Here is a 25,584-nt window from a genome sequence, read left to right on the forward strand (position 1 = left end):
TCTGACCCGCTCTCACGCGGGTCGGACGCCTTGGGATCTCGGGGTGCTCGCGCGGAGCGTCCTCCCGGCGGCAGCGCCGCCTCTACTCGCCGCGCTACCCTGCCCCGCTGAGGCCAGAATCCGTTCGAGGATTTCGGACGGCGTCGAGATAATCGTGAGGGTTGTGGCATCGGGTCACAGCGGTTGATTCTGCGGCGTGGCGACCGACAGAGTTGAGAGGTAGAACGTGGTCGAATCATCCGGTGGTCGGCGGTCCGCCGATGGGTCGGAGGTTGTCGCTGCACGACACCGGGCGGTGTTGCAACGATTCACCCTCCGTGCCCGTCGTGTCGAGGCGCACTCACTCGCCGCTGACAAGCAGAGGCTGATGGCGTGGGCCCAGGGAACGATCCAGGTGACGTTCGAGGCTGAGTCGGGCAAGGCGGCGATGAGTTGGGATCTGCCCGACGAAGAGGCACTCGACTCGCTGGCGGCTCGATGCCGCCCCTTTCTCCTAAACGGTGATCCGGTCTACCACGCGAAAGTGACGAATGCCCTCGGGTTCTTCATTCAGAACGCGCCGGACGCACTCAGGCAAGATCATCAAAAGATCCGCGAGGGCTGGTGGCCATTGGACCCAGGCGACCGGAGGACGATCGGCTACGAGTCAAGAGCCGGATTGGTTACGGAAGCATTGGGCGAGTTGGTCACGGACAAGGAGCTGGCCTATGCCTGGCTCTACGGCGACCTCGTGCACGCGGACGACGGGGCGGAAGGTCGCGTACACGGGCACGACATCGATGCTCGGTTTCAGGCAGGCACTTTTCTCATCGCGAATGTCGCGTTCCGTACAATTGGAACGCTCAACTTCTTAAGACACGTGCAGCGTGACGGATATACGGGGCTCGAAGAGAGTGTTTTCACCGAACGAGTCATCGCTCGCCCTCGGCGCAATTTGACGCTCGCAAAATTCGCCACCGCGCCCGTCGGAACACCGATGGCTGCTCTCGAAGCCCTTTTGGACGGCGTTACCGCCCATCCGGACGCGGGCGATAGCGATGCCGAGGCGACCTGACAGGGAGCTACAGTAGGAGCCTGAATCGAGCCTGATAGTTCATTACCGTTGTATCCTGACCTACCGGCCGCTCGTCGCGGGAAGGCGTTCCCCTGCAGGCCCGTTATTTGCTCTGGCCGGGACCCGCAGCAGCCGTGGCGTTGCCGTGGTTGTCGCCGGAGGGAATCTCGGCGCTCGCCGATCTCGGGCAGCGACAGGAGGGCGTCCAGGGCGGTCTGCGATTCCGGGACCGCCTTGTCGACGAGCGGGAGGAAGAGGGTCGATGATCTCGTCGCTTAGCGGCTCGCCGGCCTCCAGCGTCCGGCGCAGGTCAGCGCGGGCTGCCTCGGCGGAGGCGGAACGGGGCCGGTCACCGCTGCCGGGAAGCTCGATGGTGGCCGCGGCGAAGCCATCCGCCGTGGCGTGCCTGGCCCGCGCCACCAGACGGGGATACATCCTGCGCATCCCGAGCGGAGGGTGGCCGAGCAGGATCAGCGGGGCCGGCGCCGATGCGGATGCGGGCGTTCACAGGATGCGGGGATCTCGCCGAGGGTGAACTCGCGCTCGAGGACGCCGTCATCGAGGCGCCGCTCAGTAGTGAATCGCATGGTCGTACCTTTCGGGGAGTGCTCATGAACGGCGCTCCCGGACGACCTACCGACCGACCGTGACCCAGCAGGGGAGCACCCAAGTCGAGACGTTCACGGGTACCACCTCCTCGGTCCCTCGCACGGCCATCGGGAACTAGCAGCGGCAGCCGTGATCGGCCAAACGTGTTCCGCAGAGGCTCCGTGGCCGGATGCCACCGACAGGCCGCATGCGGTCAGATGCGGTGTGAGCTCAACGATCACGTCCAGCGACGTGGCCCCTGGCGATCCCTTTTGAGACCCGCTCACCCCGACCGGAGGGGCGGAACCTCACTGGTCTGCCCAGCGCTTGCCCCGCAAGATCAGTCGTAGGCGGCTCTGCACCACAGCCAGTACGCCGACAGGGGGCGTTCAGGTAAGCAGATTCGCCACGTCGATTGCCGGCAGGCAGCCGGCTTTCCGCGTTCATCGCTACCGCTGCCTCGCCGGAGGCCGCCGGCCAGAGTCGCCCCGGCGGCCGGAACGCGCGGCCCCCACCCTGGTGGAGTGGTTGTGTGTCCGCGAGCCGGCACGAGGATGTGGCCTCCGGATCGACAAAGGTGGGCGACGGAGCCAGCACATGACAGGATGGCCCGATGTCAGAGCAGCGCCGGACGCACCAGCGGGACAAATCGACAGACGAGAACCGGAGCCAGCGTCCCTCGACGACCGTGATGATCCCACCTCCGGCGTCAGCCCCGCCGCCACCACCTCCACCGCCACCGTCGGCGGGAGATTCCGGCGAGTAGGAACACGAAGTGGTCCCCTCATCCGTCTTGGGACTCGTTGTATTCGTGTTGCTCCTTGCCCCCGGGCTCGCGTACGTCCTGTGTCACGAACGGGTTGTTCCCACACAGCCGCACTCAGCGTTCCGCGAGACGCTTCGCGTGGTGTTCGTCAGCGTCGGCTGCCTGATCGTGACCTCTATCGCGTTCGCTGGGATCCGGTCGGTGCTGCCCGAACACACGCTCGACGTTCGAGGGTTGGTGCAGGATCCGACCAGGTTCGCGAGGGAACACCACGTACAGATCGCCTGGTGGTCCCTCGCGTTCCTGACGGTGGCCACGGCGGTGGGCGTTGCCACCGCGCATTTACAACTGTCAGGGTGGCGGCTGCAAAGGAGAGGCAACCGCTTCGTGTGGGTCAACCGCACGACCAGGGCTCCCCTCAGCAGCGCCTCGGCCTGGGACAAAGCCATGCACGAGTCGGTACCGCACGGCCACAGCGCATACGCGGGTGCCCAACTAGACGACGGCAGCTACATCTCCGGCTACGTCGCCTCCCACAGTCCCATTCCGCAGGAAACCGAGAATCGAGACCTACTCCTCGTCGCACCGAAAATGCGGATGAAGGACGGCACCGACAAAGCGCTTCCAGCGGCGATGACCGTCATCTCGTCCCGGCACATCGTCCGACTCGACGTGACCCACGTGCCGCCACCTAGCCCACAGGGCAACAGACCGTCCACCGCTGAGGACGAGACCCCGGCAACCCCTTGACACCGTCGATCGGATCGAGGCTTAACAGACATCCGGTGGCTCAGCATCAACCCGCGCCTGACCGCACGTCCCACCCTGCTACACCTCGCGCCAGGTCAGCGCGGACCCGACTTGCGACCTGAACCAGCTCGGCAGCGCCTCGCGGTGTCCCGTCACGGCGGGCTGGCCCCCGGTCAACCGTTGGTACGGCGGTGCAGGTGCGACAGGTCGGGGTGGTGGTCCGCGCCCGGGTGGGTATCCGGGTCGGCGTGGATGGTCGCGGCGGCCAGTCGAGGCACGGCATGGCTGAGCTGATGCTCCGCGTCGGCGGCGATCGCGTGGGCCGCGACCAAACCAGCCGGGCGTCGACGACGAGGTCGGCCTCAGCGTGCAACCGGTGACCCGATCCACCGCATCCGCACTGCGGTCACGTCCCGGACACCGTCCACGGCGCGGAGCGCGGCCTCGGCCTGGTCGACGATGGCAGGGTCCACCGCGTCCATCAACCGCCGGTAGACCTCGCGGGCGGCGTCCTTGAGCACGAAGGCGATCGCGACGGCGATGGCCAGGCCGACCACCGGGTCGGCCCATCCCCACCCGACCCACGCCCCGCCGGCCACGGCACAGCGTGTCTCCTTGACAGGCTTGGCGGACAAGGCCCTCACCCACGCGGCGTCGGTACGTGTCGGGGTTGCGGACAGCAGCGCCGTAACGGCTGCGCTGCCTGTACTCCACGGCCCGGGGTCTCCGTCTCGCCCTCTTTCACCGGGCTGGGACACCGAGATGGTGCGTTCCCGGCTGGAAGCCGGCAGGTAGGTAGAGCACTTCGATCCCCAGGATCACCGAGGGTGGTCGGCGACGGTAGTTGTTGAATAACAGCGAGTCGGTCCGGCCCTCGGCGGTGTTACACGATGAGCAGAGAAGGCCGCGAATCAGCCCGCTTGGATGATCATGGTCCCTCACCAACCTGCCGACAGTATGACCCTGCCCGCAAACCGCGCAGCGGCCTTCGTGCCAACGCTCCAACTCGGCGTAGACAGTCCGCTGATGCGGCAGTACGTTGGCGTCGACGCTCACCGGGGTAACTCCGGCCGCCACCACAGCGACGTCTGAGGGCATGCCCCACGCCCAGCACGCCGGTCGACCTTCGGGTGTGGCCGGGTCAAGGTCAGGTAGACGAGGCTTACACGCACCGCAGAGTCGGCTCTTCACCGCCGCGACGCCGTTCCGCGCCATCATCGCGACCACCTCCGACGAGCCGATCTGACACGCTCCACCCGATGCCTGCCCAGCAAGAAAGTCGAGGACTTCTTCCAGGTCGCCACTATGTCCTTCGAACAGCACCGCAAGGTGTGCAAGTCCTCGGGAAACCGCGGCGGCGCCGGGCGGGGCGGGCGCCGACAAACTCGACCTGTGGATCTTGCCCTTGTTCAGGAGGTATGGGTATCTATCAGGATCCAGCGGCTGCTGCTCTTCCCTCCACCGCCGGACAGCCTCCTCATGGCGGCGGCGTGCCTCCGGGAAGTGGGACATCGCCAGATCGCAAGGGCTACAGCAGGCGCTGTCCCACTTCGTTGCCTGAAGAAGATCGTCTCGGATCTCCCGCGCATCTCCCTCGCCGACCGCGACCCTTTCCAAGATCCAAAGCACTGTTGGGAGGTCGAGAGACCAGGTCTCCTGCCCGCCAAACTGCTTCCAGCAGGTCAGGGTGGAGCCTTCGAGGGAATGGTCACCGAGACGTACGTCCAACTTAAAGCTGTAACTTTGCATGGGAACTTCCGCACCGGATCGATAGCCTCCGCAGCGCCAGCAGAGTAGCCAATCGGTCCGACATCTCGAAGCGAGATACAAACTTGGAAAGGCTCGTCAAGCCAGTTGTCGGGGTACGGCTTGAAGTGCAGAGCTGCGTACGGGCGGACACCCGACGCCGAGGCGATCCGTCACTGTGGTGGACACCGGGCCCGTACTCGCCGCATCGGTCGTTGGTCAGCGCCCGTGAAGCCTGCGCCACAGCCGTGTGTCGGTGCGTTGCCACAGGCTTTGGGTGCGATGGTCGTGCCCGTCGCCGAGCCCGAGGGTGAGCCTCAGAAGCCCCTGCGGCGGGTGTTCTGGACAACGTTTCAGCTCGACCACCTGGTAGGCGGTGACGCTCTGGGCGTTGAGCGACTTCAGTCGCTTGAGGGCCTGATCGCGCTTCAGCTTCATCTGCGTGTCTGCCGGGGCGCCCTCGTCAAGGAGTCCGGGGGTGAGGTGCCATGGCTCGACATGGGGACGAAGCACCTCGTGGACCGCCGGGAGCACGTCGAGGGCGAGGTTGTCGAGGTCCTTTCCCTGTTGCGGAGGCACCACCAACATGGTGACCTTGATGGGGACGACTAGGGTTTGCAGCATGGGCCGTCTGCCCCGAAACTCCTCCATACTGACGTACAAGGCATCGCGGAAGGTCCGCCGATTAGCGCTGCTTTCCGGGTGACTACTCAGGTCATCAGTTGATTGCGGGGATCCAGGGTCGGCCCGATGTTAGCTGGACGAGGGCGTCGTAGAGATTGATGCCGTGTTTGGCGGCGGTGGCGAGATATGAGCGCAGGTGGCAGAACTGCTCCGCGCCGGTCAGGGTGCGCATCGCGCCGGAGATTTTCTGCCGGATTTTGACCATGCGGACTTCCCGTTCGGCGGCGTTGTTGTCGAACGGGCAGTGTCCTGGCTGGTGCGCGAATCGGAGGTAGTCGTCGATGCGTTCGGTCATCCGGCGGGCCAGCGCGGCCAGTTTCTTGCCGATCGCTGTGGTTTGGCCGGTGTGGTCCTTGACCCCGACCAGAGCGGCGTGGCGGAACGAGGCGACCCCCGCGGCCAGAATCTCGGGATCGATGCGATCGTGGCCGGCTGCCACAGCATCGTCCGTGGCCTTCTTGAGGGCCAGCAGGGCGTCGATGCCTTGCGCGGCCCAGGTTGCCGACGGGTCGAGCTCGGCGGCGGCTACCAGTTCCCGCAGCAGATGGGCGCAGCACAGGGCGTGGGTGGCCTGTGGGTAGCAGTCATAAGGTGCCCAGGCGTCGTGCACGGCGATCCCGGTGAAAGCGGGCAGGACCCCGCCGGCGTCGATGGCGTCCCGGCCGCGTTTCGGGTGCACGTAGAGCAGGCTGTACTTACCTGTCGATGCGGAGTGAACCCAGTGCAGTTTGCCTGCGACCCGGAACCCGGTCTCGTCGAAATGCACCAGCGGTGCCGCCGTCAGCGCGGTGCGGATCGCGGCCAGAAAGTCACCCTCGAGCCGGCGGGCGGCGCGGGCGGTCAACGCCGCGACGCTGCCCTGCGAGATCGGCACCCCGAACAGATCCCCGACGGCCTGGGCGACGCGTTTCTGCGCCCCGAACTGCGCGACCAGCAGATACACCACGATCGCGGCCAGCCTCGGCCCGTACTGCACCGGCGCGTCCACCCCGGCCGGGCCGTCCGCGCAGGTCACCGCACCACACCCGCACCGGCGAATGTTCAGCCGGTGCTCGGTGACCCGGGCTACGACCGAGGGAATCTCGAACACCTGACGGCGGGTCACCGCGGCCAGCGGCGCGCCGGCCAGCCCGCCGCCGCACCCGCCACACGCGACCGGCTCATGAACAACGGTCTCGTCCGGGCTCTCGACCTGCCGCAACGTACGACCCGGATGGCCGTCCTGGCCACCCGAGCGGCGCCCGGACCGGCCCCGCAACGACTTCGGCGCGGGCTTGTCCAACCCCTGCGCCGAGGGCGGCATGTTCGAGTTCCGCGGAGACTGACCCAGACGACGCCGCAACTCGGCATTCTCCGCTTCCAGGACCGCGATCCGGGCATCCCGCTCCGCGACGGCCTTCTCCAACGCGACGAGCCGCTCCAGCAACTCCACGATGGACGGCATCTCCGGCACCCGGACATCCTGCCCAACAACCCCGCCAAGATCAAACCGGCCCGAACCGACCGACCTGATTAGTTACCTTTCCGGAAGACCTGGTAACGGCAGCGTCAACGGGAACGACAGCAGGTCCTGCCACCGCTGGGTTTCGTGCTGCTCGACCAAATCGACCAGCTCGGGCCAACGCCGGGCCCCGCTGCCGTCGCGAGCGCCCGACTGCGAGATCTGGTAGGGCGCGGACGAAATCGCGCCATCCACCAGCCGGTCCATCGCGATCAGCAACCGCTTTTGGGCAAGCTCAAGGTTCTGGTAGGTACTCCACGCCAGCAGGGACGCGTTGAACCGGTCGCGTGCAGGATCACCAGTCGGTCGAGGTACCTCCGTGTCCCACTCCTCACGCGGGTCGATGCGCGGGTAATCGTCTTCCTCGTCCTCCCCAGGCACGTCCCGGTTCTTGCGGTGCGGCTGTCTAACCCTCGACAACTCGTGGGACACACGCAGGTCCTCCACGGCGTCTCGCAGCGGCTGCGCATGGATGATCGTCTTGGGGCCCTCGGGCCCGGGCGGCTGCCCGCCTCCTGGCCAAGCCTGATCGAGAGAGACGTGCAGCAGCTTGACCTGACGGTCGTTGCGATACACGAGCGGCCGTCGATCGGCGCTCAGCACGGCGGTAGGACCGGGCTGTTCAAGGACGTCGAGTGCCCATTTCGCCATCCGGTGAATCACGGGCGGCGTCGGCCGCGTCGAGACGAACCGGAGTTCCAACGCGACTGGCCCGGTCATCGCTCGGTGTCCTGCCGCTCGCTGTTGTGCGGCCACCTGCCGCTGGAACTCCCAGACCGCTCGGCGGCCCCGCTCACCTTTACCCTCCGGCTCTCCGTCCACGTCGATTCGCCTGACACGCCGGCGGCGTACGGACGATCGGTACTGCCATGCCTCAGGCGAAGACCAGAATCCGGAACCGGCCGATGGGCGCATCGTCATCAGGAACATGGTAGAGAAGGCTCGGGCATGAATTCGGGTAGCCGTTGCGGGCCAGTTCGACGTTCAGGCGGTTGACCCCGGGCCCTCCGTACGACCCTCTATGGTTAGTGAGAGTACGACCGCGACGTGCTTCGGTTACCGATGACGACACCGACTACGACGTAGCGGTCGACGCCGCTTCCGGTCGGTCGATGTGTCGTGATCCATGCGGCTTCGCGGAGGTGTCGAACACCGTCTGGGTGTTTGGTGATATCGAGTACCGGCAGTTGTCCAAGTGTGGCGTTGGTTCCGGAATAGTCGGCCGCCTGGGTCAGACGCGAGCTCAGAGGTGACTCTGAGTGACCGAGTGGCAGAACCTGGCTGATCGCCACCTCCGTGAGCAGAACCTGTCGATGGCATCATGTTGCGCGTGCCCGATCCCACTATGCAGCGTCTCGCTGATATCGAGCGTGCGCTGCTCGGCGACACCCCGCTCCCAGATTGCCTACGCATGTGCCTCGCTATCGGAGCGGAAGTCCGCTCAGCGCGCCTACGTGAATGGGCTCAGCGCGAGTTGAACGGCTACCGTGCTGATGACGCCCTGCCGGCATACCGGACGGTCGGCGCGGCATTGCTCGGCGACGTCCACCGCAGCCCGGCCCATGGCCAGCATGAGCGGATCGCGTTGCACCTGGTCCCTGACGAGGTGCGGAAGATTCTCATCGAGATGGACGGCCGCAGCGAGGTCCGCGACAGCGTCGCCGAGATCGTGGCGATCGTTGCCAGAGCACACCAGCACAGCCGCGGGCTCATCGTCTTCGACGTGCCTGACGAATCAAGGCTGCGTGCCGCCATCGCGCAGAACGCCGGCCGTCCGGTGTACAGCCGCATCTACTGGAGCATCGCCGCTGCGGCCTACGAAGGCCTGCTCGACCGTGTGCGCACCGCGGCCGTCTCGATCGTGATGGAGGTGCGGACGGAAGCGGGTGAAGCGCAGCAGGAGGCAGACGGCGCTGCTCCCCTGTCGGCGGCTGCCGACCAGGCTGTCGCCCTCCACGTCAGCGGCTCTAACAACCAGATCCAGGTCAACCAGGCTGGTCGCGGCAATGCCGGTGCGAGTCCCGAATCGCCGGATAGCGAGAACGTGGCCCGGTCGAGCCTAAGATGGACCCGTCGGCAGACGCTGTGGACCATCGCCGGGTTCTTCGTCGCACTCATCAGCATCGTGGTCGCGGTCCTGCTCGGGTAGCGTACAGGCGGGTAGGCGTACGCGACCTTGAACGGCGTCGCGTCCCGAAACGCCGACAGCCAGCCATTTCGACCGAGGCCGCAGATGCGGGCCACCTGGTCGTCGCAGTAGGAGAAGAAGGTGTCCAACTCGCGCGGGGTGAAGACGCGCTTTGCGGCGTCGGTCTCGTCTTCCTAGCGGTTGCCCAGGTGGGACCCGTTACGAAGGGCCCTCCGTCCGAATTACCTGCTCGGTGCTGTTGTCAGGTGGTGCGCCCAGCCAGGCGTGGACCGTCGCGGTCTCATCGTCGGAGAACGTGATGTCCGCTGCGTCAGCGCGGCCGAGAACGTTGCCGACGAACGCCGCTGCGATCTCGTCGGCTGTCGGTGACGGTTGACGGTGCAATGGGCAGCCGCCGATCGAGGTGCCTCGCGCGACGAACCCGACGGCGTTGCGGCTAACCGGCAGCCCTTGCTCGTGGAGCCGGTCTCGGACCCAGCTGGTGCACTGGGTCAGGTTGAACCGCTGGGACTGGGCGTACTCGGCGAGTGTCCGGTAGATCTCCGGCCACCAGGGTTGGGGTATTCGCGGCAGATCGAGCTGGTTTCCCAGGCGCTCGACTGGATCCGGCAGGGTGACGCGTAGCGGTGCGGTGGTGGCCGCCGGAGCCGGGTGGCGGCTGGTGTCCCAGAGCAGGTGCTGCGACATCCGCAGGTTCGGCAACGCCAGGCTCGCCACGGCGCGGGCGAAGCTACCGAAGCCGAACCAGTTGCTGTCGCTGACCGACGGACCGAGCCGCGTCCGCAGCCGAGTAGAGAGCGAGGCCATGTTCAACGGCTCGGTCGCTGTGGTGTACTCCTGGGTCACGAGTGACCGTAATGCCTCGTACGCCTCGCTCTGGCCAGAGGCAGGGGCGTCACCCTCGTCCGCGAGGACACGGTCGTCGAACCCAGTCTCCACCTCGCTGGCGGTTTCGTCATCGAGGTCGACCGACTCGCCCTGCACCAGTGCCAGCAGGTGCTGACTGTCGAGAACCTGGTCGGCGATCGCGGTGAAGGCGTCGGCCGCATCGGGTGACACGATCATGGTTCGCCGGTCGGAGCGGCGCAGGCGTTGCAGTAGCGGAGTCATGTCGGAGTCGCCGGAGGCGATCACGAACTCGTCGTACCGGGTGTCGGCGGACAACGCGTCGACCGCGTCAACGACGATCCGGATGTCAGCCGCGTTCTTCGTGCTGCCGTAGCGAGGGCAGTCGATCACGTCGAAGCCCGCGCGAACGAACGAGGGCCGGAACTTCGAGAAGTACAACCGCGTCTGCTCCCCACCCTGGTCTGTGCGGTACACCCAGCCCGCGGGGTTGAGGTAGCAGCGCAGGACCAGCCAGCGCCGCATGCCGTCCGTCGTGGCCGTCGTCGCCAACCGGTGCAGCCATCCCGCCGGATTGTCGGCGAAGTGAACCGCTACGTCCGGGTCCAACTTGTAGAGGCCGCTGAACACATTGTCGAAGTCGAGGTAGAGCGCCGCCCGAACGTGATTCACAAGCGCAACCTATCAACGCTGAGCAAACAAGCGATAGCACATAGTGTCGTGCCGGAGGTTGCCACCCGAAGATTCAGACCTGCCGTACGCCGACTCGGCTGAGGGCCTGCGGCAGCTCTGCACCGGCTCAAGCTGCGCCTGGGCGCCGTGTCGAGGGTCCATCGCGCCGAACGCAGCAGACCGCTGATCGGTCGCCCGGTTGCCGATGGCCGATACCCTCGGCGGTTGTCTTGCTGTGCACGCCAGCCGCCGCCAGCACCACGGGGCCTGGTGTGCGCGGCAAGCCGACGGCCGGCGACCTGGGTGACGGGTGTACACATGAACTCGAAGCGGGGAGGGAAGCAGGGTTGGGCGTTGGCGCGGGCAGCGTAATCGACCTCTTAACCGCAGCGCTCGACGAAATCGAGAGGTGCGTGGTCTTCCACCCAGGTACCACAGCGTCGGAGCCTGTCCGATTGTCTGTGTAACTTCCTATCCTGTCTAACTATCGGACATCGATGGGGATACGGTCTGGGAAGAAGATGTCCAGCGAGTTGAGGGCCTGCTTCCAGCCGTGGACGCCGGCCCCTTCGACGAGACGGGGCGGTGCCTGTCGGGCCTGGGTGCGGGGTTTGCCGGCCTCGGCAGCGCGTTGCCGGGCTCGTTTGTCCTCGATGTCGGCGATGGCCAGCCAGATCAGCTTGACCACGGCGTCGTCGGTGGGGAAGTGTCCCCGGTTCTTGATCACCTTGCGGATCTGGTAGTTGAACGACTCGATCGCGTTGGTGGTGTAGATGATCCGCCTCACCTCGGGTGGGAAGGCCAGGAACGGGGTGAAGCGGTCCCAGGCGCGTTCCCAGACGGCGACGGCGGCGGGGTACCGCTTGCCGAGCGGGCTGTCGGCGAAGCCGAGCAGGGCCGTCTCCGCGGCTTCGACCGTCGGCGCGGTGTAGATCTCCTTGAGCGCGGTGACCATCGCCCGCCTGTCCTTGTAGGACACGAACTTCATCGCCGCCCTGATCAGGTGTACCACGCAGGTTTGCACGGTGGTGTGCGGCCACACGGCCTCGATCGCCTCGGGTAGGCCGGTCAGCCCGTCACAGCAGGCGATGAGCACGTCCCGTACGCCACGGTTACGCAGTTCGGTGCAGACCTGCATCCAAAATTTGGCCCCCTCGGCCTGCTGGACCCAGATCCCGAGGACGTGCTTGACCCCGTCCACACCCACGCCGACCACGAGGTAGCAGGCCTTGTTCCGCACCGTGCCGCCGTCGCGGACCTTCACCATCAGCGCGTCGACGTAGACGATCGGGTACACCTCATCGAGGGGCCGGGTCTGCCACGCCTTCACCTCTTCCAGGACTTCGTCGGTGATGGTGGAGATGGTGTCCGGACCGACCTCGGTGCCGTACACCCGGTGCAGATGATGCGAGATGTCCCGCACCGTCATCCCACCCGCGTACAAGCTGATGACCACATCCGAGAGGCCACCCAGACGGCGGGTGTTCTTCGGCAACAGCACCGGGGTGAACGTGCCCGCCCGGTCCCTCGGCACCCGCACCTCGACCGGCCCGACCTCGGTCTGCACCGTCTTCGGCGTGTGCCCGTTCCGCGAGTTCCCGGAGCCCTTACCGACCGGATCATGCTTGCCGTAGCCGAGATGCTCGGTCAACTCGGCCCGCAACCCGCGTTCGAGAACGGCCTTGACCAACTCCGACAGGAACCCACCCGGCCCGGTCAGCCGCAGTCCGTCACCCTTGACCTGCGCCAACACCGCGTCCATCGCCTGATCGTCGACCAGATCCGCGACCGCCTTCCGCGCGGCCCGCTTCGCGGCTTCCTCATCGAGTACCGGGCCGGCCAGGGGCAGCCTCGGCCCGTCAGCGGCGATCCGTTCCCGCAACCCCCCCAACTCCTCGGCGTCCACCGCCAGGCCCTCACTCCGCGGGTTGATCATCGACATAGTCATCACACTTGTCCTATCTGTGCCGACCGGCTCCTACCGGCCATAACGGATATTCCCCTCAATCCGTTACACAGATCTCTCTACAAGCCCCAGCGTCGAGCCACACCGTCGTCCTCATCGCCGGACTGGACGCCGTAGAGGTTCCCGTCGCCATGGGCCGGTACCTCATCGGCACCCTAGCCGGCGCCGTGAGCATCGACGCGCAGCTGTCGGAGGATCTGCTCGCGCGAGGTGTCGACCGCCGTGAGGAGATCCGCAGAACCGTCACGTCCCTGATCGGCAACGACAATGTCTTCGTGACGGACGCGCAGCGGCAGGTCCGCGACACGCGCCGGAACGCATGGATCGGCGAAGGTGTCGGGCACGCCCTACTGACGCTTAGCGCGCGCCGGGAGACTTCGTGCGTCGACGGGCGAATCTGCACCCTGTCCGAGATGCATCAGACGGTGACCCGGCAGGGCCTGGATTCGGTGGGCACCTACGTGCAGCACGGCGTGCTCGGTGTGTCCATCGGCGAAAGCAAGTCGACCGAGTCGAACGCGGGCGCCAACCTCGGTGAGGCGTTGAACTTGTTCGCCGAGGTGGAGAAGGGCATCCACGGCCCAGACCTGCGCGCTCGGCTTTCTGCGTTCCGCTACGTTCTGGAGCCAGGTCTCAAGGAGCAGGTCAAGGACTCGCTCTGGAGCGACAACGCGTCCTACCTGCCGATCATTGTCTACCAGGACGACTACGACTTCGCGACCGCTCGACCCAAGTTCGACCGGATGAAGACGCCGCGCGACCGGCGTCGGGTCATCGTCGTGCAGTTGCCGAACTTCCATGCGTTCTTCGACTCCGTCGCGGACGCGATGCGAGCAGCGGTCGATGAGGTGATCGTCTAGTGTTCAACCGGGGAATCAACGCCCTGCTGGCAGCACTGCCCACGATCGCCGACCTGACGGTCGATCAGATTCGCCGGATGCTCTCCACTGCTTGGCTCGAAACAACCGGCCCTCGGCTGGGCACCGATCAGGCCCCGACGGCGTCGTCGAAGACGCTCCGCCGGCTGGCGACGGCGCTGGAACTACACGCGATCCTTCCCCTGCAAGCCGAACAACTCATGGTCCGGGCATGCGCCTTCGTCGCTGCAGAGGCCCTGACCATCGCGCACGACTTGGCAGACGCCGACGGGCCGGACGAACAAACCGAAACGAGCAACGGCTCCCAGTTCTGGTTGTTCGGGCCGGAACGCACCTTCGAACGTGTCGAGGCCGCCCTGCTCTACCTGATCGCCGGGTACGACGCCAACGCGGCACTGACGGTCTCCGGCATCGTCGCAGAGGATCTCGGCGACGCCAGCCTGGAAGGGCCGATCGCCAACTGGGCAGTGCAGCGGATCGTGGGGCTCTGCCGTTTGACGCCGGCTGCCGAGGTCGCTGCCCCAACGCTCGACCAGCAGGCATATCCAACTCGCTTGCTGGTCCGGCACGAAGTATGGCGCCGGATCGGCGTCCACGTCGCCGACCATCTCGACTGGCTCATGTTTCGCACCGGGGCCGACCCGAACGCCGGCAGCGCGCTGCGAGCCCTCGCCGAGCGGCTCGAGAACCGGGACCAGGTACCCGCACGGCCAGCCGCCCACCCAGACCTTTACCACCTGCTGCTCCTGCTGGGCACCGCCTGCGACGAGACCGGCTCCCGGGCACTGCGGACGGTACCGCCTCCGCCGCAGGACACCGGGGACCGTTTCGCGGCCTACCAGCGCGACCGTGCCCCGAGTCGGCCGCTGCTCTGGCCCGCCGCGCAGGAATACGCGCACGCAGCACTACCGGGTCCCGAGGCCCACGCCGTCGTAGCGGTACCCACCAACTCAGGCAAGTCGTCCGTCGCCGAACTGGCGATCAGCCAAGCTCTCTGCCGGGGCTGGGTCCTCTACCTAGCACCGACGAACGCGCTCGTCGGTCAGATCCGCCGACAGATCGCCGATGTCTTCGGCCGGGCGACGGTACGCGAGTTCCTCGGCGGCGCCGAGTACACGCAACTGGGCGGTGAATCCCTGGAACAGATTGACGACCGACAGGTGCTCGTCATGACTCCAGAGAAGTGCTCCCTAGCGCTGCGCCAGAACCCGGAGGCCTTTGCGAAACTGGCCCTATCTTGATCTTTAACCTGTGGGGCGGCGGCATCGACCCCGGCTGATCATGGTGACAGCCCTTGATCGATCATTCCTCTTGTCTAGGGAAGAAGATCGCAACCAAGGGCTGTCTGGTGGTCAGTGTGCACGATGCCGGGACGAAGGATGAGGTCGGACGGCTGGCGGCGTTCCGGCGCGAGTTCCACGCCTGTCTGACCGCTCGCCGGGATGCGTTGTTCGAGCTGGCCGACGCGCTGTTGTGCGCAGGCGCGCCGGTGCGGTCTCTGGTCGAGTTGTCGCTGGTGGGTGAGCACCGCCGCGGTCACGGCTCGCTGTACGCGGCGTTGAACCGCGGCCGGATCGACATCGAGCGGCTGCGGACCGCGGTGGCGGCGGTGCCGCTGCCGCGGGCCGCGGACGGGCGGATCGTTCTGGCGGTGGACGTGACCTGCTGGCTGCGGCCGGAGGCGCACACCTGCCCGGAGCGGGTGCTGTGCCACACCTACGGGCGCGGCAAGGACACCCACATCGGGGTGCCGGGCTGGCCGTACTCGTTCGTCACCGCCCTGGAGGCGGGGCGCACCTCGTGGACCGCCCCGTTGGACGCCCGCAGGCTGGCACCCGGCGACGACGCTGCCACGGTCACCGCCGGCCAGTTGCGGGACGTGGTGCGACGGCTGATCACTGCCGGGCAGTGGCAGCCCGGTGATCCGGACGTGTGGATCGTCGCGGACGCCGGATACGACGGACCCCGGCTGGCGTTCCTGCTGGCCGACCTGCCGGTGCAGGTTCTGGTGCGGATGCGTTCCGACCGGGTGCTACGCCGCCCCACGCCACCCCGACTGCCGGGCACCACCGGCCGCCCACGCAGGCATGGCGGCGAGTTCATCTTCGGTGACCCGGCCAGCTGGGGCGACCCGGACGTCGCCACGACCACCGACACCCGTCTCTACGGCACCGCGACCGCCCGGGCCTGGCACCGGCTGCACCCCAGGCTGACCCACCGCACCGCATGGACCGCCCAGCACGGCCCGCTGCCGATCATCGAGGGCACCGTGATCCTGCTGACCGTCGACCGGCTGCCATCAGGTGCCAACGCGAAACCGGTCTGGCTCTGGTGGTCCCAACCGGCCGCCACTGACGCCGAGGTCGACCTGCTCTGGCAGGCGTTCCTGCGCCGCTTCGACATCGAGCACACCTTCCGCATGCTCAAGCAAACCCTTGGCTGGACCAGCCCGAAATTGCGCGATCCGCACGCCGCCGACCGTTGGACCTGGCTCGTGCTGGCCGCCTACACCCAGCTGCGCCTCGCCCGAGGCGCCGTCGGCGACCTGCGCCGGCCCTGGGAACGCCCAGCGTCGCCCGAGCGACTCACGCCCGCCCGCGTCCGGCGAGGGTTTCGGCACCTGCGCGGCAAAGCCGGCAACCCCGCCCGCGCGCCGAAACCGTCCCGACCAGGACCCGGCCGACCACCCGGACTACGCAACCGCCACCCGGCAACCCGCCACGACGTCCACATCGTCACCGCCGCCACCAGCACAAAACCGAAAGGCTGCACGAAGAAAACGAAGACTTCGAATAACCCGAGGCCACGTCGCACAGGTTAAAGATCAAGCTATGTGTCTTTGACGAAGCGCACCTTCTCGGTGACCGGACCGGCCGCGGCGTAATCGCCGAGCTGGTTATCGCAGAGATCATGCACCGCAGCCGGCAGGCGCGACTGCTGCTGATGTCCGCCCTGATCGCCAATCCGTCCGAGCTCGGGGCATGGCTCGGCCAGGCGACTGGAACGCCCACGGCCGTGATCAACGAACCTTGGCGCCCGACTCGCACCCTCCGCGTGATCGCCGGCATCGACCGCGAGCGCGGCAACGTAGCCGCCAACGCCGCCTATCAACATCTCCAGGCACTCCCACCCCACCGCAAACGGCAGAAGTTCAAAACACCGCTCGCCCTGCTTGCCGGCCTTCAGGGCGCATGGACAAGCCAAACGGTCGACGACTACGCGCTCGTGCAGACCGACATCGAAGTCCCTGCCGCCGTCACCCGGAAAGCCCGCTGGGACCCGGCCGGCTATTGCACACCGGCCGCCGCGGCGATCGTGCAGCGCCTCGGCCTGCGCGGCGAGTGACTGATCAGGTGCTCGTCGGCGGGTTGGCTTGACCTGGGCTGGTCTGGGTGGATCATGGTCGGGTGTCCGGAACGCCGTCCATCGTGGAGCTGCTTGAGCGGCTTGCCCGGCTGGAGGCCCGGGTTCTTGAGCTTGAGCGGGACAACGCCGGGTTGCGGCGGGAGAACGCGGTGTTGCGGGCCGAGAACGCGGATCTGCGGGCCCGGCTTGGGCAGGACTCGTCGAACTCGTCGCGGCCGCCGTCGTCAGACGGGTTGGCCAAGCCGGCGCCGAAGTCGTTGCGAACCCGGTCGGGTCGGCGTGCCGGCGGTCAGCCGGGCCATCAGGGGCGCACGTTGCGGCAGGTGGATGACCCACACGAGTGGGTGGAGCACGAACCTGCTGGCTGTGGCGAATGTGGTGGGGATCTGACCGGTGCCAGGGTTGCCGGGGTCGTCGCGCGGCAGGTGTTCGACCTGCCGGAGGTTGGTGTGCGGGTGACCGAGCATCGGATCGTGTCCCGCCGGTGCGGGTGCGGGCACGTCACCGCCGGCCGGTCTCCGGACGGGGTGGACGCCCCGGTTCAGTACGGGCCGAGGGCTCAGGCCGCGGCGGTGTATCTGCAGCAGGCGTTGTTCGGGGCGCAGGCACGGACGGCGCAGGCCATGAGTGATTTGTTCGGCGTGCCGATGTCGGCGGGCGCGGTCGCCGCCGCTCACGCCCGCGCCGGGGATGCTCTGACCGATTCGGAGTTCGTGGATCAGGTCCGCGACGCGCTGGCCAGCGCGGGCGTGGTGCACGTCGACGAGTCCGGGCTGCGGGTCGCCGGCAAGCTGCACTGGGTGCATGTGGCTACCACCGGCAAGTACACCCTCGTCTGGGTGCACCCGAAACGCGGCCGGGCCGGGATCGACGCCGGCCAGGTGATGGCCTCGATCACCGGGATCGCCGTGCACGACGCGTGGGCCCCATACGACACCTACACCCCGGCCGCCCACCAGCTGTGCTGCGCCCACCTGCTGCGGGAACTGACCGCCGCCGCCGAACTGGCACCGCGGGCGGTATGGCCCGGGCAGGCAGCCGACGCGATCCTACGACTCAAGACCGCCGCGGACACCGCACGCGTCCACAAGGCGTCCGGTATCAACCCAGACCTGCTGGCCGAGCAGACCGGCCTGTTCCACCAGGCCGCTCTGATCGCGGTCAAGGACCACCAGCACGAGAAGTCGAAGACCGGCCGGAAACTGACCGCGCTCGGCCGCCGGATGCGTGACCGCATCGACGACTACCTGCGTTTCACGGTCGACCTGCGGTCCCCGTTCGACAACAACGCCGCCGAGCAGCAGATCCGCATGGTCAAGATCCGACAGAAAGTATCCGGGAGCTTACGCACCCTCGACGGAGCCCAGCAGTTCGCGCTGATCCGCTCCTACCTCGCCACCACCACCGCACACGGCCGCAACATCATGAACGCCCTCACCGAACTCATCGCCGGCCGCCCCTGGCTACCCACCGCCACAGCGACCACCTGATCAGTCACGGCAGGAGTAGTAGGTGTATCCGGTGACGGTGCGGCCGAACATGCGCCGCTGGCACGGCGCGCACCAGACGTAGGAACGAAGCGCGTAAACCCGTTTGGTCTGCCGGTGCCGGTTGGGAGAACCCTGGCGGGCGTCGGCGCGTGACCGTTCCCGAGATCGGCCCACGTTCTGCGCGGCGAGGAACGTCTCGATCGGCACGATGCCCGGGTGGGTGGGTTGGGCGGAGACGACCCACTGCTCGCGGGGGTTGACCTTGCCGGGGTGCAGTTTGTCTTTGGTCGAGCGCCTGTTCCAGACCATGTGGCCGGTGTACTTGGGGTTGACGAGGATCTCGCGGACCGCCGAGCCGGTCCATCGTCCGACGGCACGGGCGGGGTCGACGGGTTGTGGGGGCGGGCAGCGGTCGAGGTCGGTGTTGAGCCGTTCGGCGATGGCCCGGTAGGACAGCTTCTCGTCAATGCGCCAGGCGTAGATCTGCTCGACCACCGGCCCTCGGTCGGGGTCGATCTTCAGCTTGGTCTTGTGTTTGCCTTCCGCGCGTTTGGCGGAACCGGGTGTTTGTGCTTCTCGGCGAGGTAGCCGTACGGCGGCTTGCCGACGTTCCACCCCTGGGTGGTGTGTTCCTCGAAACCGTCCCACGACTTCTCCAGCATCTCGATCATGTACCACTCGGCCACGCCCTGCTTGGTGCGGCGCAGGAGGATCTGAGCGGCGCGCTTGCGGCTGTTCGACTGCATGACCGGCTCGTCGGCAGCCAGCAGAGGCACCCCGGCGAGTTCAAGGTCGTGCTCGATCTTGGTGCCCTGGTGGGTCCATCGAGCGATGCGGTCGATCGACTCGCAGATGACGACATCGAAGCGGCGATCCGGCGACGTGGCCTCTTCCAGCATGTCGACGAGGCCGCCGTCTCGTTGCACGGCGATGTCGAACTTCTGCCACGCGGTGCCCCGGCCGCGCTGGCTGAGTTCCTTGCGGGAGGATTCCACGTCCCAGTACCACGCCACGATGACCATGTTGGGCAGGAGCGCCCGTTCGGAGTTGGTCAACTGCCGGGGGATCGACAGGGTGGGGTCCTGCTGCTCCTCAGTCGAGGTACGCCCGAGGAACGCGACCCGTATCGTCCGCTTCGGGGTGGCGGTGGCGGGTGGGCGGAGCCAGTCGGGCAGCGTGCTCGTCACAGGTGGCCTCCGTCGCGGATGAGTTGGGTCAGGACGTTGATGTAGTCGACGCTGCGCAGTCGCCAGGGCATGACCGGCAGCCGGTCACCGTCGCGGATCTCGGGGGCGTGGAGGAACTCAATGCCGGCGACCGTGAGCGCACGTAGGAGCGCGGTGCTCGTCGCCGTGTCGCAGGACAGGCGGTGGACGTCGGTGCTGATCACGAAGTCGAACCGGCGTTCTGGCCGGTTCGCCTCGGTGAGCAGGTCATCCAGACCACCGTCACGGCTGATCTCCCGCTCGTGGTTCAGGAGCAGGTTGGCGGGTGCCCGCCGGTAGTCGGGCCGGGTGCCGAGGTCGGAGAACACGGCCGTGATCGCGCCGTCAGGCAGCACCGAGACGCACTGGTGGTACTGACCGCCGACCACGAGGGCCGCCGTGTCGAGGTCGCTGGCCTCGGCGGTCCGGCCGTAGAACGCCACACGCGGAGGCACTGTCGTGCGGTGGATGTTCATGCCTCGGCCAGGGCGCCGGTGGTGCGGTCAGCGGCCCCCGGTGGGCAGATGATGACGGTGACCGCCCCATCGTTCGATGCGATGGCCGGTGTGTCGTGGGGGGCGTAGACGACGATGCGCCCGGTGTCGTCGCGGGTGACGGTGGCGCACATGACGCGCGTACCTCCTGCGGTTGGTTGGCGTCGGGTCAGGCCACGCGGCCGACCGCCGGTACTGCCGGTCGACCCGTGGACGTCGATCACCGCTCAACTCAGTGAAGGGATCAAGACCGCCCGAGGGCAACACCGGCCACGGCACACCGAGTGGGCCGGAGGGCGACCGGTCAGGCGGGCTCGGCGTGGTGCTGCTAGTCGTGAAGCCAGGTCAGCACGTCGAGGATCACCTCGGCTTGCAGCACGGCCAACCGCCGACCGGCGTCACCATCGAGTACGGTGACGTCGAATCGCACCTCCGCCGCATCACCGCGGGCAATCGTGCCCTCTGCCGACTGCCCGTCACTGCAAGCCGGAGACTCGCGATCGGGCGGGGTCGACACCCCGCGATGTCTGCCGTCGTCCGCCTCCGGGGCGGACGGTCCGTGCCCGTCCGGTACTTCCGGACCGGGGGTGCGGGGGGCATGGATAGGGGGAAGGAGTGAACCGGCCGTTGCCGGCTGGGGCCGGTCGCCGGGGGTGGTGGAGCTGGGCTTCGGCATGGGCGTGTGGGCCACGTCCGCCGACAAGCGCTGACATTAAGGGATTACAAATCCGGGCCTCGGATTGGAAACCGCGCTCCGCGCCGAACAACTCGCATCGCCCGCCGACGCCCGGTTGAACAAGATCCTCAACGGGTTGAACACACAGGTCAGGCTCGTGAGGTGCCGGCTTCAGGCGGCACGGGAGCGGCGTGGAACGCCGATGTGATCAGTGACAGATTGCACAGAATCTTCACCCACTTGAACAAGATCACCTTTTGCTTGAACGCGACCTGGCTGACCGCCTCGGGCCGTGGACGAGATCGCCAGGAGGTGCGGTGCGCCGACACGCCCCGTCCGCCAACCCCGTCCGCCAACCCCGTCCGCCGTCCCGGGCGGTCGGCGACCCCGTCTCCGCGCCTCGTCCTGCGAGGCCGTCCGCACCAACCAGTGCGACCCCGCCGTCCCCGTCCGCCGTCCGCGCCGTACGGCCTCCGTCCCCGCCGCCTACTCGCCCTGTCCGACCGTCCCCACCGCAGCGGCGCTCGTCGCAAGGAGGGGTGACCAGCGGTAATCCCAAGCCCGAATCCTCGGCGCCCGCTGAGCTTGCATCGGTCGAGCTGATTGGCCGCGAAACACGTGCTGTTCAGGGGTGAGGATTCTAACGAGAGGTCTAACGAGCGATCCAACGAGGAACGCAACGACCACGAACAGCCGGGTGAGAACGCCCCCTTCAGCACGTCGTACAAGCACGTCAACGGGGGTGAGGCGGGCCGGTGGACCGGAACCGACTGATAAGAGATATCCCTCCTACCCGCACATCTGCCACCGGCAGTCCCCCGCCTGGCGGCGTCCGTCGTGGCCGCCGAACTCGGCCGACTCACCCCGAGAACGCCCCCTGCTCGGCGCACTTCCAGCGACAGAACTGTGGGATGTCCGTGCGCGCCTATGCCTCGGATCCCGTCCCGGGCAGCTCGTGACCGTTGCCGTCGGTCGCCGACGCGAACCACGAAGTCGGGGCAGCACCCACGGTGGTTGACGCGGCGCGGCGTACCCCCGAAGCGCCCGGTCGACGGCGCGGCAGAAGTCCATACTTGATGATCGTGGTGCCGGCCTCTTGGCGTCCGGAGCACGGCTCGACCTCACCGCACGTCACACACTCTCCGGACGGTCGGACCGTCAGGTGGCGTTCAAGTTCCGCCTGGGCTCGTTCGACCTCTTCCAGTGCCACGCTGGCCAGGTAGGTCGTGCTCCCATCGACCCCGACGTTGGTGTGACGCGAAAGGCGCGCACCCGAACGTGCCGGTCGAAGGCTTGGGCCGAGCGGCGTACCGTCTACCCGTAGCGCCAGACCTTCCCCGTTCAACGACCCGTGGCCGTGCCACCGGATCTGGTCACCGACGCGGGTGACTCGTGGAGTCAGATCACTGCGTCCGTGCATGTAGTCCTGCTCCCCGATCTCGATCACGTCGCCTAGCTATTACGGTTCCGGCCAGGTCGAGTGCTACGGAAAGTGGATCAATCGCCGAAGCTGGCAGGTAGCCCTGGTCTAACCCGCTCGCCTTGATCAAGGGGCGTAGCGTCCCTCGGTTCTCGGCCGCGACAGCCCAGTGATTGATGAGGTCGCGTGCCGCGTTGGCGTCCTCGTCGTGGATCGCATCTGCCACCAGCTGTTTGGTCAGGTTGTCTACGACATCGATTGGCAAGCCCACCGAGAGGTCCAGGGCCGTCAGTCCGAGGCGAGCGCGGAACACTGCGAGCCCAGGAGCTCTCGGTACGGCTGACACTCGATCGATGAGGTCAGCGTGGTCGACGGCGACCGTCCCCACGGCCAACTCCTGCCAGGTCTTGAGGAGCCCATGCACCGCTTGCTCCCACGGCGTTTCGATCTTGGTGGTTGCGAGGAGAGCCGCTGCTGACGGCCCTTCGTCTTGCAGGAGATGGGCGACGATCGCGACCTGTCGTCCATCGAGGAGGGTTGGTCCGATCCCGTCGTATCTGCGTACATTGGTCACGGCGTCGTCCCACCGTCCGGCGAGGGTGAGGGCACGGGTTCCGTCGGAGAGCAGCGTGCCGCGCAGCCAACTGGTGATCTGGCTCAGCTCTTCGGGATCGGCGGGAAGTTGTCGAGGATGTATTTCCAGGCCGTCCAGAAGAGCGGGAGTGCCGCCGACGATGGCCGTGTTCAGGTGGGCGAGTAGGCGGTACGCGCCGTCGCCGTCGCCGTCACGAATGCGCAGGCGAGCGAGGTTGACGACTGGTTCGAGAGCGAAGCGGGCCGTGTAGCCGTTCAGCGGGGCTTGGCTGAGGTAGAGGCTGGCGTGGCGGCGGCACCAGGCGCGGGCAAGGTTGGGGTCTCCGCAGTCGGAGGCGACGAGGGCCGCCCCGTTGAACGCCATGGACGCCTTGTCCGGATCGCTCTCGCGGTCTGCGGTCTCGGCGAGCCTGACGAGCCGGTCTACCCGAGCGTCCAGTGGTTTGGCGGGCGGTCGTTTGCGGGCGACGAGAGGGAAGCGGGCCGCGATGGTGGCGGCAAGAGACGGATTCATGTTGTCCTCATCCGCTGCGGAAGGGCCGCATTTGGGCAACGAGGTGCGTTCAGGTCGTACGTGACGGCTCAGCTGCGCTCGTCCTCGGGGCACCCGGGGCGGGACAGGGCACCGCCCCGGCCTGTCTGCGGTCAGAAGGAGATTGTGAGGATGGTGTCGGCCCGGCAGATGTCGCCGTGGTGGGCGGGCCGGGTTCCTGCACGGTGCGCGGTGACGGTGGGCTGGTTGGGGCGGCCTGCGGCGTCCCATTGGTCGAGCAGGTTGGTCAGGTCGGTGGCGAGCGTGGTGGCGTCCGGTCCGTGGGCGATCGCGCCGAGTTCGTGGTGGCCGTTGCCTGCGTCCTGGAAGGCGAGGTAGGCGGTGGTGCCGCCGTGGTAGATGGCGGCACCGGCCCATCGGTAGGCGGGGGTGACCAGTCCGCTGGTGCGGGCGGTGTCGCCGACGCCGAGGCGGCCGAACGGCTTGTTGGCGTGGGCGAGGAGCCACAGGTCGAGGTGGCCGATGGGGTCGGTGTCGCTGACCTGGATGCCGGTCCAGCGTTCGAGCCGGGGGTGGCTCAGGGCGCTGGCGAGGGCTGTGCGGTCGGGCTGGTCGGTGGCGTCGAGTTTGAGGACGACGTCGGTGTCGAGGCGTACGTGGTGGTCGGTGTGTTCGGTGCTGCCGCGCATGGGGACGAATCCACAGACCAGCGGTGTCGTGGTGCTCACGAGTTGGTGAGGGTCGGTGCGGTCGAAGGCGAAGCAGCGGGTCAGGCCGCTTTCATGCACCCGCAGGGGCACGACGATGCGGCCGCCGTCGGCGAGTTGTTCCCACCAGCCTGCGGAGATGTCCCAGGCTCCGGCGGTAACGATTATCCGGCCGTAGGGCGCGTGCTCGGGGTCGCCGAGGGCACCGTCGCCGCAGATCACCTTCACGGTGTCGTAGCCGGCGCGGTCGAGGCCGGCGCGGGCGCCGTCGGCGAGGTCCTGGTCGAGTTCGATGGTGACGACCGTGCCGCCGGGGCTGGTCAGCTCGGCGAGCAGGGCGGCGTTGATGCCGGTGGCCGCGCCGATCTCCAGGACGCGGTGGCCGGGTTGCGGGGCGAGTTGTTCGAGCATGTCCGCAACGAGGCTGGGGCTCGACGCTGACGACAACGCGGCACCGCTGGGGTCCCGTTTGGTGACGATCTGGCGGCGGGTGTACACGGTTTCCAAGTCGACGCCAGGGAGGAACTGCTCGCGGGGGACCGTACGGAATGCGTGCGCGACGGGGGCGGAGCGGATGTGGCCGCGCTGTTCGAGAGTGCTGACGAGTTGTTCGCGCAGCGTCGCGGCACTCGACGTTCCAGGTGCGGTTTGGGATGTGTTCACTGCGTTGACCCTACTTCCGATCTTGGCGGCGGGTTGGTAGCCGGATGGGGTGTCGAACGGTTGGTGGAAGGTGACGTTCACGGCCGCCGTCGCGAGCAGCCCCGTGTCAGCGACGGAGATGCCGAGCCGGTTGAACAGGAACAGAAGGTGGTGGGTCAGTACCTCGCGTAGGTCGCGGGTCAGCGCGCCGTGCCGGTCGAGGAAGCCGAGGTTCCCGCCCGCCTGCTCGTGGGCTCTCGGCCAACGCGGGGTGATGACCAGAGGGCTTTCGGCCGTGTCGTCGGCTGCGGTGATCAGGCGCTGCACCGCCGCGATGAGCCGTGGACTCGGCGCGAGGGCGCTCGGTTGGCGCCGGCGTGAGGCGAGAAGCCGCCAGACATCGCCCTGCTCGGAGAACTCCAGTCCGGCGGCGCGCATGAGGCGAGTGGCGAGCAGGGCGCCGAGTTCACGCCGATGGGTGCCGCCGGCGGTGGCGAGATGGCCGAGGATGTGGCGGCTGTCCGCGTGGAAGAGGGTGTGGGCGATCGTCATTGCCTGGTCCCCGCCGAAGGCGTACGCCTCGGGCCGGTAGATGGGCTCGGTGACACCGCGGATGCGGTCGTCGTCGGTGATGGAGGCGAGGAGAGCGTAGACCTGGGCGAGCCCGTCGCCGGGCAGGAGCCGCAGCCGCCACGTCTCGCTCTTACGGACGAACCAGAAGGCGATGATCGCCCGGTGGTCTTCCGCAGTGGTGAGCTCAGGGGCGAGCCGCGTTGCGGCGAAATCCTCAGCGATCTGCCAGTCCGAGAAGGTCAGGTTGAGCTGGCGCCATCGGCTCACCGGCACCATGCTCGGTGGCTCGGTGTCGGGTTCGGAATCGAGATCCACGACGCTCTC

Annotated in this window: 19 protein-coding genes and 1 pseudogene; 8 read left to right on the top strand and 12 right to left on the bottom strand. The window is 67.4% G+C overall.

Translation table 11 applies throughout. The features are described 5' to 3' along the window. The first annotated feature begins 367 nt into the window (after positions 1 to 367). Together O7626_RS17215 and O7626_RS17220 are read left to right on the top strand one after the other, a co-directional pair. Complete coding sequence (locus tag O7626_RS17215) at positions 368 to 1,054, top strand: hypothetical protein (RefSeq protein ID WP_278062182.1); 687 nt, start codon at positions 368 to 370, stop codon at positions 1,052 to 1,054. A 1,363-nt stretch (positions 1,055 to 2,417) separates the two neighbouring features. Then, positions 2,418 to 3,158: a DUF6338 family protein gene (locus O7626_RS17220; RefSeq protein WP_278062183.1), complete on the top strand. Its 741-nt coding sequence runs from the start codon at positions 2,418 to 2,420 to the stop codon at positions 3,156 to 3,158. A gap of 362 nt (positions 3,159 to 3,520) precedes the next feature. Here O7626_RS17220 and O7626_RS17225 read toward each other — a convergent pair whose 3' ends face one another. The 5 genes from O7626_RS17225 to O7626_RS17245 all read right to left on the bottom strand — a co-directional run bounded on the left by O7626_RS17225 (position 3,521) and on the right by O7626_RS17245 (position 7,809). After that, positions 3,521 to 3,793: a hypothetical protein gene (locus O7626_RS17225; protein ID WP_278062184.1), complete on the bottom strand. Its 273-nt coding sequence runs from the start codon at positions 3,791 to 3,793 to the stop codon at positions 3,521 to 3,523. A gap of 106 nt (positions 3,794 to 3,899) precedes the next feature. Beyond that, complete coding sequence (locus tag O7626_RS17230) at positions 3,900 to 4,907, bottom strand: endonuclease domain-containing protein (protein WP_278062185.1); 1,008 nt, start codon at positions 4,905 to 4,907, stop codon at positions 3,900 to 3,902. Positions 4,908 to 5,123: 216 nt separating this feature from the next. Then, positions 5,124 to 5,528, bottom strand: coding sequence for a hypothetical protein (locus O7626_RS17235; RefSeq protein ID WP_278062186.1), 405 nt, complete (start codon positions 5,526 to 5,528; stop codon positions 5,124 to 5,126). A gap of 94 nt (positions 5,529 to 5,622) precedes the next feature. Continuing rightward, positions 5,623 to 7,032: an IS66 family transposase gene (locus O7626_RS17240; RefSeq protein ID WP_278061713.1), complete on the bottom strand. Its 1,410-nt coding sequence runs from the start codon at positions 7,030 to 7,032 to the stop codon at positions 5,623 to 5,625. 72 nt (positions 7,033 to 7,104) lie between these two features. Then, on the bottom strand, positions 7,105 to 7,809 hold the full coding sequence (locus tag O7626_RS17245; protein ID WP_278062187.1) for a hypothetical protein: 705 nt from the start codon (positions 7,807 to 7,809) through the stop codon (positions 7,105 to 7,107). A 610-nt stretch (positions 7,810 to 8,419) separates the two neighbouring features. On the opposite strand from O7626_RS17245, the gene O7626_RS17250 reads away from it, so the two are divergent. Beyond that, positions 8,420 to 9,238, top strand: a complete 819-nt coding sequence (locus tag O7626_RS17250; RefSeq protein WP_278062188.1) for a hypothetical protein — start codon at positions 8,420 to 8,422, stop codon at positions 9,236 to 9,238. A gap of 198 nt (positions 9,239 to 9,436) precedes the next feature. Here O7626_RS17250 and O7626_RS17255 read toward each other — a convergent pair whose 3' ends face one another. Next, positions 9,437 to 10,756, bottom strand: coding sequence for an NYN domain-containing protein (locus tag O7626_RS17255; RefSeq protein WP_278062189.1), 1,320 nt, complete (start codon positions 10,754 to 10,756; stop codon positions 9,437 to 9,439). Positions 10,757 to 11,240: 484 nt separating this feature from the next. After that, entirely contained in the window at positions 11,241 to 12,518 is a 1,278-nt protein-coding gene (locus tag O7626_RS17260) for an IS256 family transposase (protein ID WP_278066196.1), read from the bottom strand. Between the two features lie 371 nt (positions 12,519 to 12,889). On the opposite strand from O7626_RS17260, the gene O7626_RS17265 reads away from it, so the two are divergent. The 5 genes from O7626_RS17265 to O7626_RS17285 all read left to right on the top strand — a co-directional run bounded on the left by O7626_RS17265 (position 12,890) and on the right by O7626_RS17285 (position 18,456). Further along, entirely contained in the window at positions 12,890 to 13,582 is a 693-nt protein-coding gene (locus tag O7626_RS17265) for a hypothetical protein (protein WP_278062190.1), read from the top strand. After that, a complete protein-coding gene (locus O7626_RS17270) occupies positions 13,582 to 14,841 on the top strand; it encodes a DEAD/DEAH box helicase (RefSeq protein WP_278062191.1) in 1,260 nt (419 codons plus the stop codon). Before O7626_RS17265 ends, O7626_RS17270 begins: the two co-directional genes overlap by 1 nt. A gap of 107 nt (positions 14,842 to 14,948) precedes the next feature. Continuing rightward, on the top strand, positions 14,949 to 16,421 hold the full coding sequence (locus O7626_RS17275; protein ID WP_347404847.1) for an NF041680 family putative transposase: 1,473 nt from the start codon (positions 14,949 to 14,951) through the stop codon (positions 16,419 to 16,421). An 89-nt stretch (positions 16,422 to 16,510) separates the two neighbouring features. Next, on the top strand, positions 16,511 to 16,945 hold the full coding sequence (locus tag O7626_RS17280) for a hypothetical protein (RefSeq protein WP_278062192.1): 435 nt from the start codon (positions 16,511 to 16,513) through the stop codon (positions 16,943 to 16,945). Between the two features lie 83 nt (positions 16,946 to 17,028). After that, the gene (locus tag O7626_RS17285; RefSeq protein WP_347404863.1) at positions 17,029 to 18,456 is read left to right on the top strand and encodes an IS66 family transposase; all 1,428 of its coding nucleotides are present in this window, start codon (positions 17,029 to 17,031) and stop codon (positions 18,454 to 18,456) included. On the opposite strand, the pseudogene O7626_RS41545 reads toward O7626_RS17285, so the two are convergent. From O7626_RS41545 to fxlM, 5 genes and pseudogenes are all read right to left on the bottom strand, one after another. After that, positions 18,384 to 19,643 (bottom strand): annotated as a pseudogene (locus O7626_RS41545) (recombinase family protein); the annotation flags it as partial. The gene O7626_RS17285 and the pseudogene O7626_RS41545 overlap by 73 nt on opposite strands. Next, entirely contained in the window at positions 19,640 to 20,116 is a 477-nt protein-coding gene (locus O7626_RS17300; RefSeq protein WP_278062196.1) for a hypothetical protein, read from the bottom strand. The gene O7626_RS17300 and the pseudogene O7626_RS41545, both read right to left, overlap by 4 nt. A gap of 17 nt (positions 20,117 to 20,133) precedes the next feature. Beyond that, on the bottom strand, positions 20,134 to 20,289 hold the full coding sequence (locus tag O7626_RS17305) for a hypothetical protein (protein WP_278062197.1): 156 nt from the start codon (positions 20,287 to 20,289) through the stop codon (positions 20,134 to 20,136). A gap of 1,945 nt (positions 20,290 to 22,234) precedes the next feature. Then, the gene (locus tag O7626_RS17310; protein ID WP_278062198.1) at positions 22,235 to 23,359 is read right to left on the bottom strand and encodes a hypothetical protein; all 1,125 of its coding nucleotides are present in this window, start codon (positions 23,357 to 23,359) and stop codon (positions 22,235 to 22,237) included. Between the two features lie 131 nt (positions 23,360 to 23,490). Beyond that, positions 23,491 to 25,575, bottom strand: a complete 2,085-nt coding sequence (gene fxlM, locus O7626_RS17315) for a methyltransferase, FxLD system (protein ID WP_278062199.1) — start codon at positions 25,573 to 25,575, stop codon at positions 23,491 to 23,493. Between the last annotated feature and the right edge of the window lie 9 nt (positions 25,576 to 25,584).

Origin of the sequence: Micromonospora sp. WMMD1102, assembly GCF_029626265.1 — a bacterium.
Lineage (GTDB): Bacteria > Actinomycetota > Actinomycetes > Mycobacteriales > Micromonosporaceae > Plantactinospora.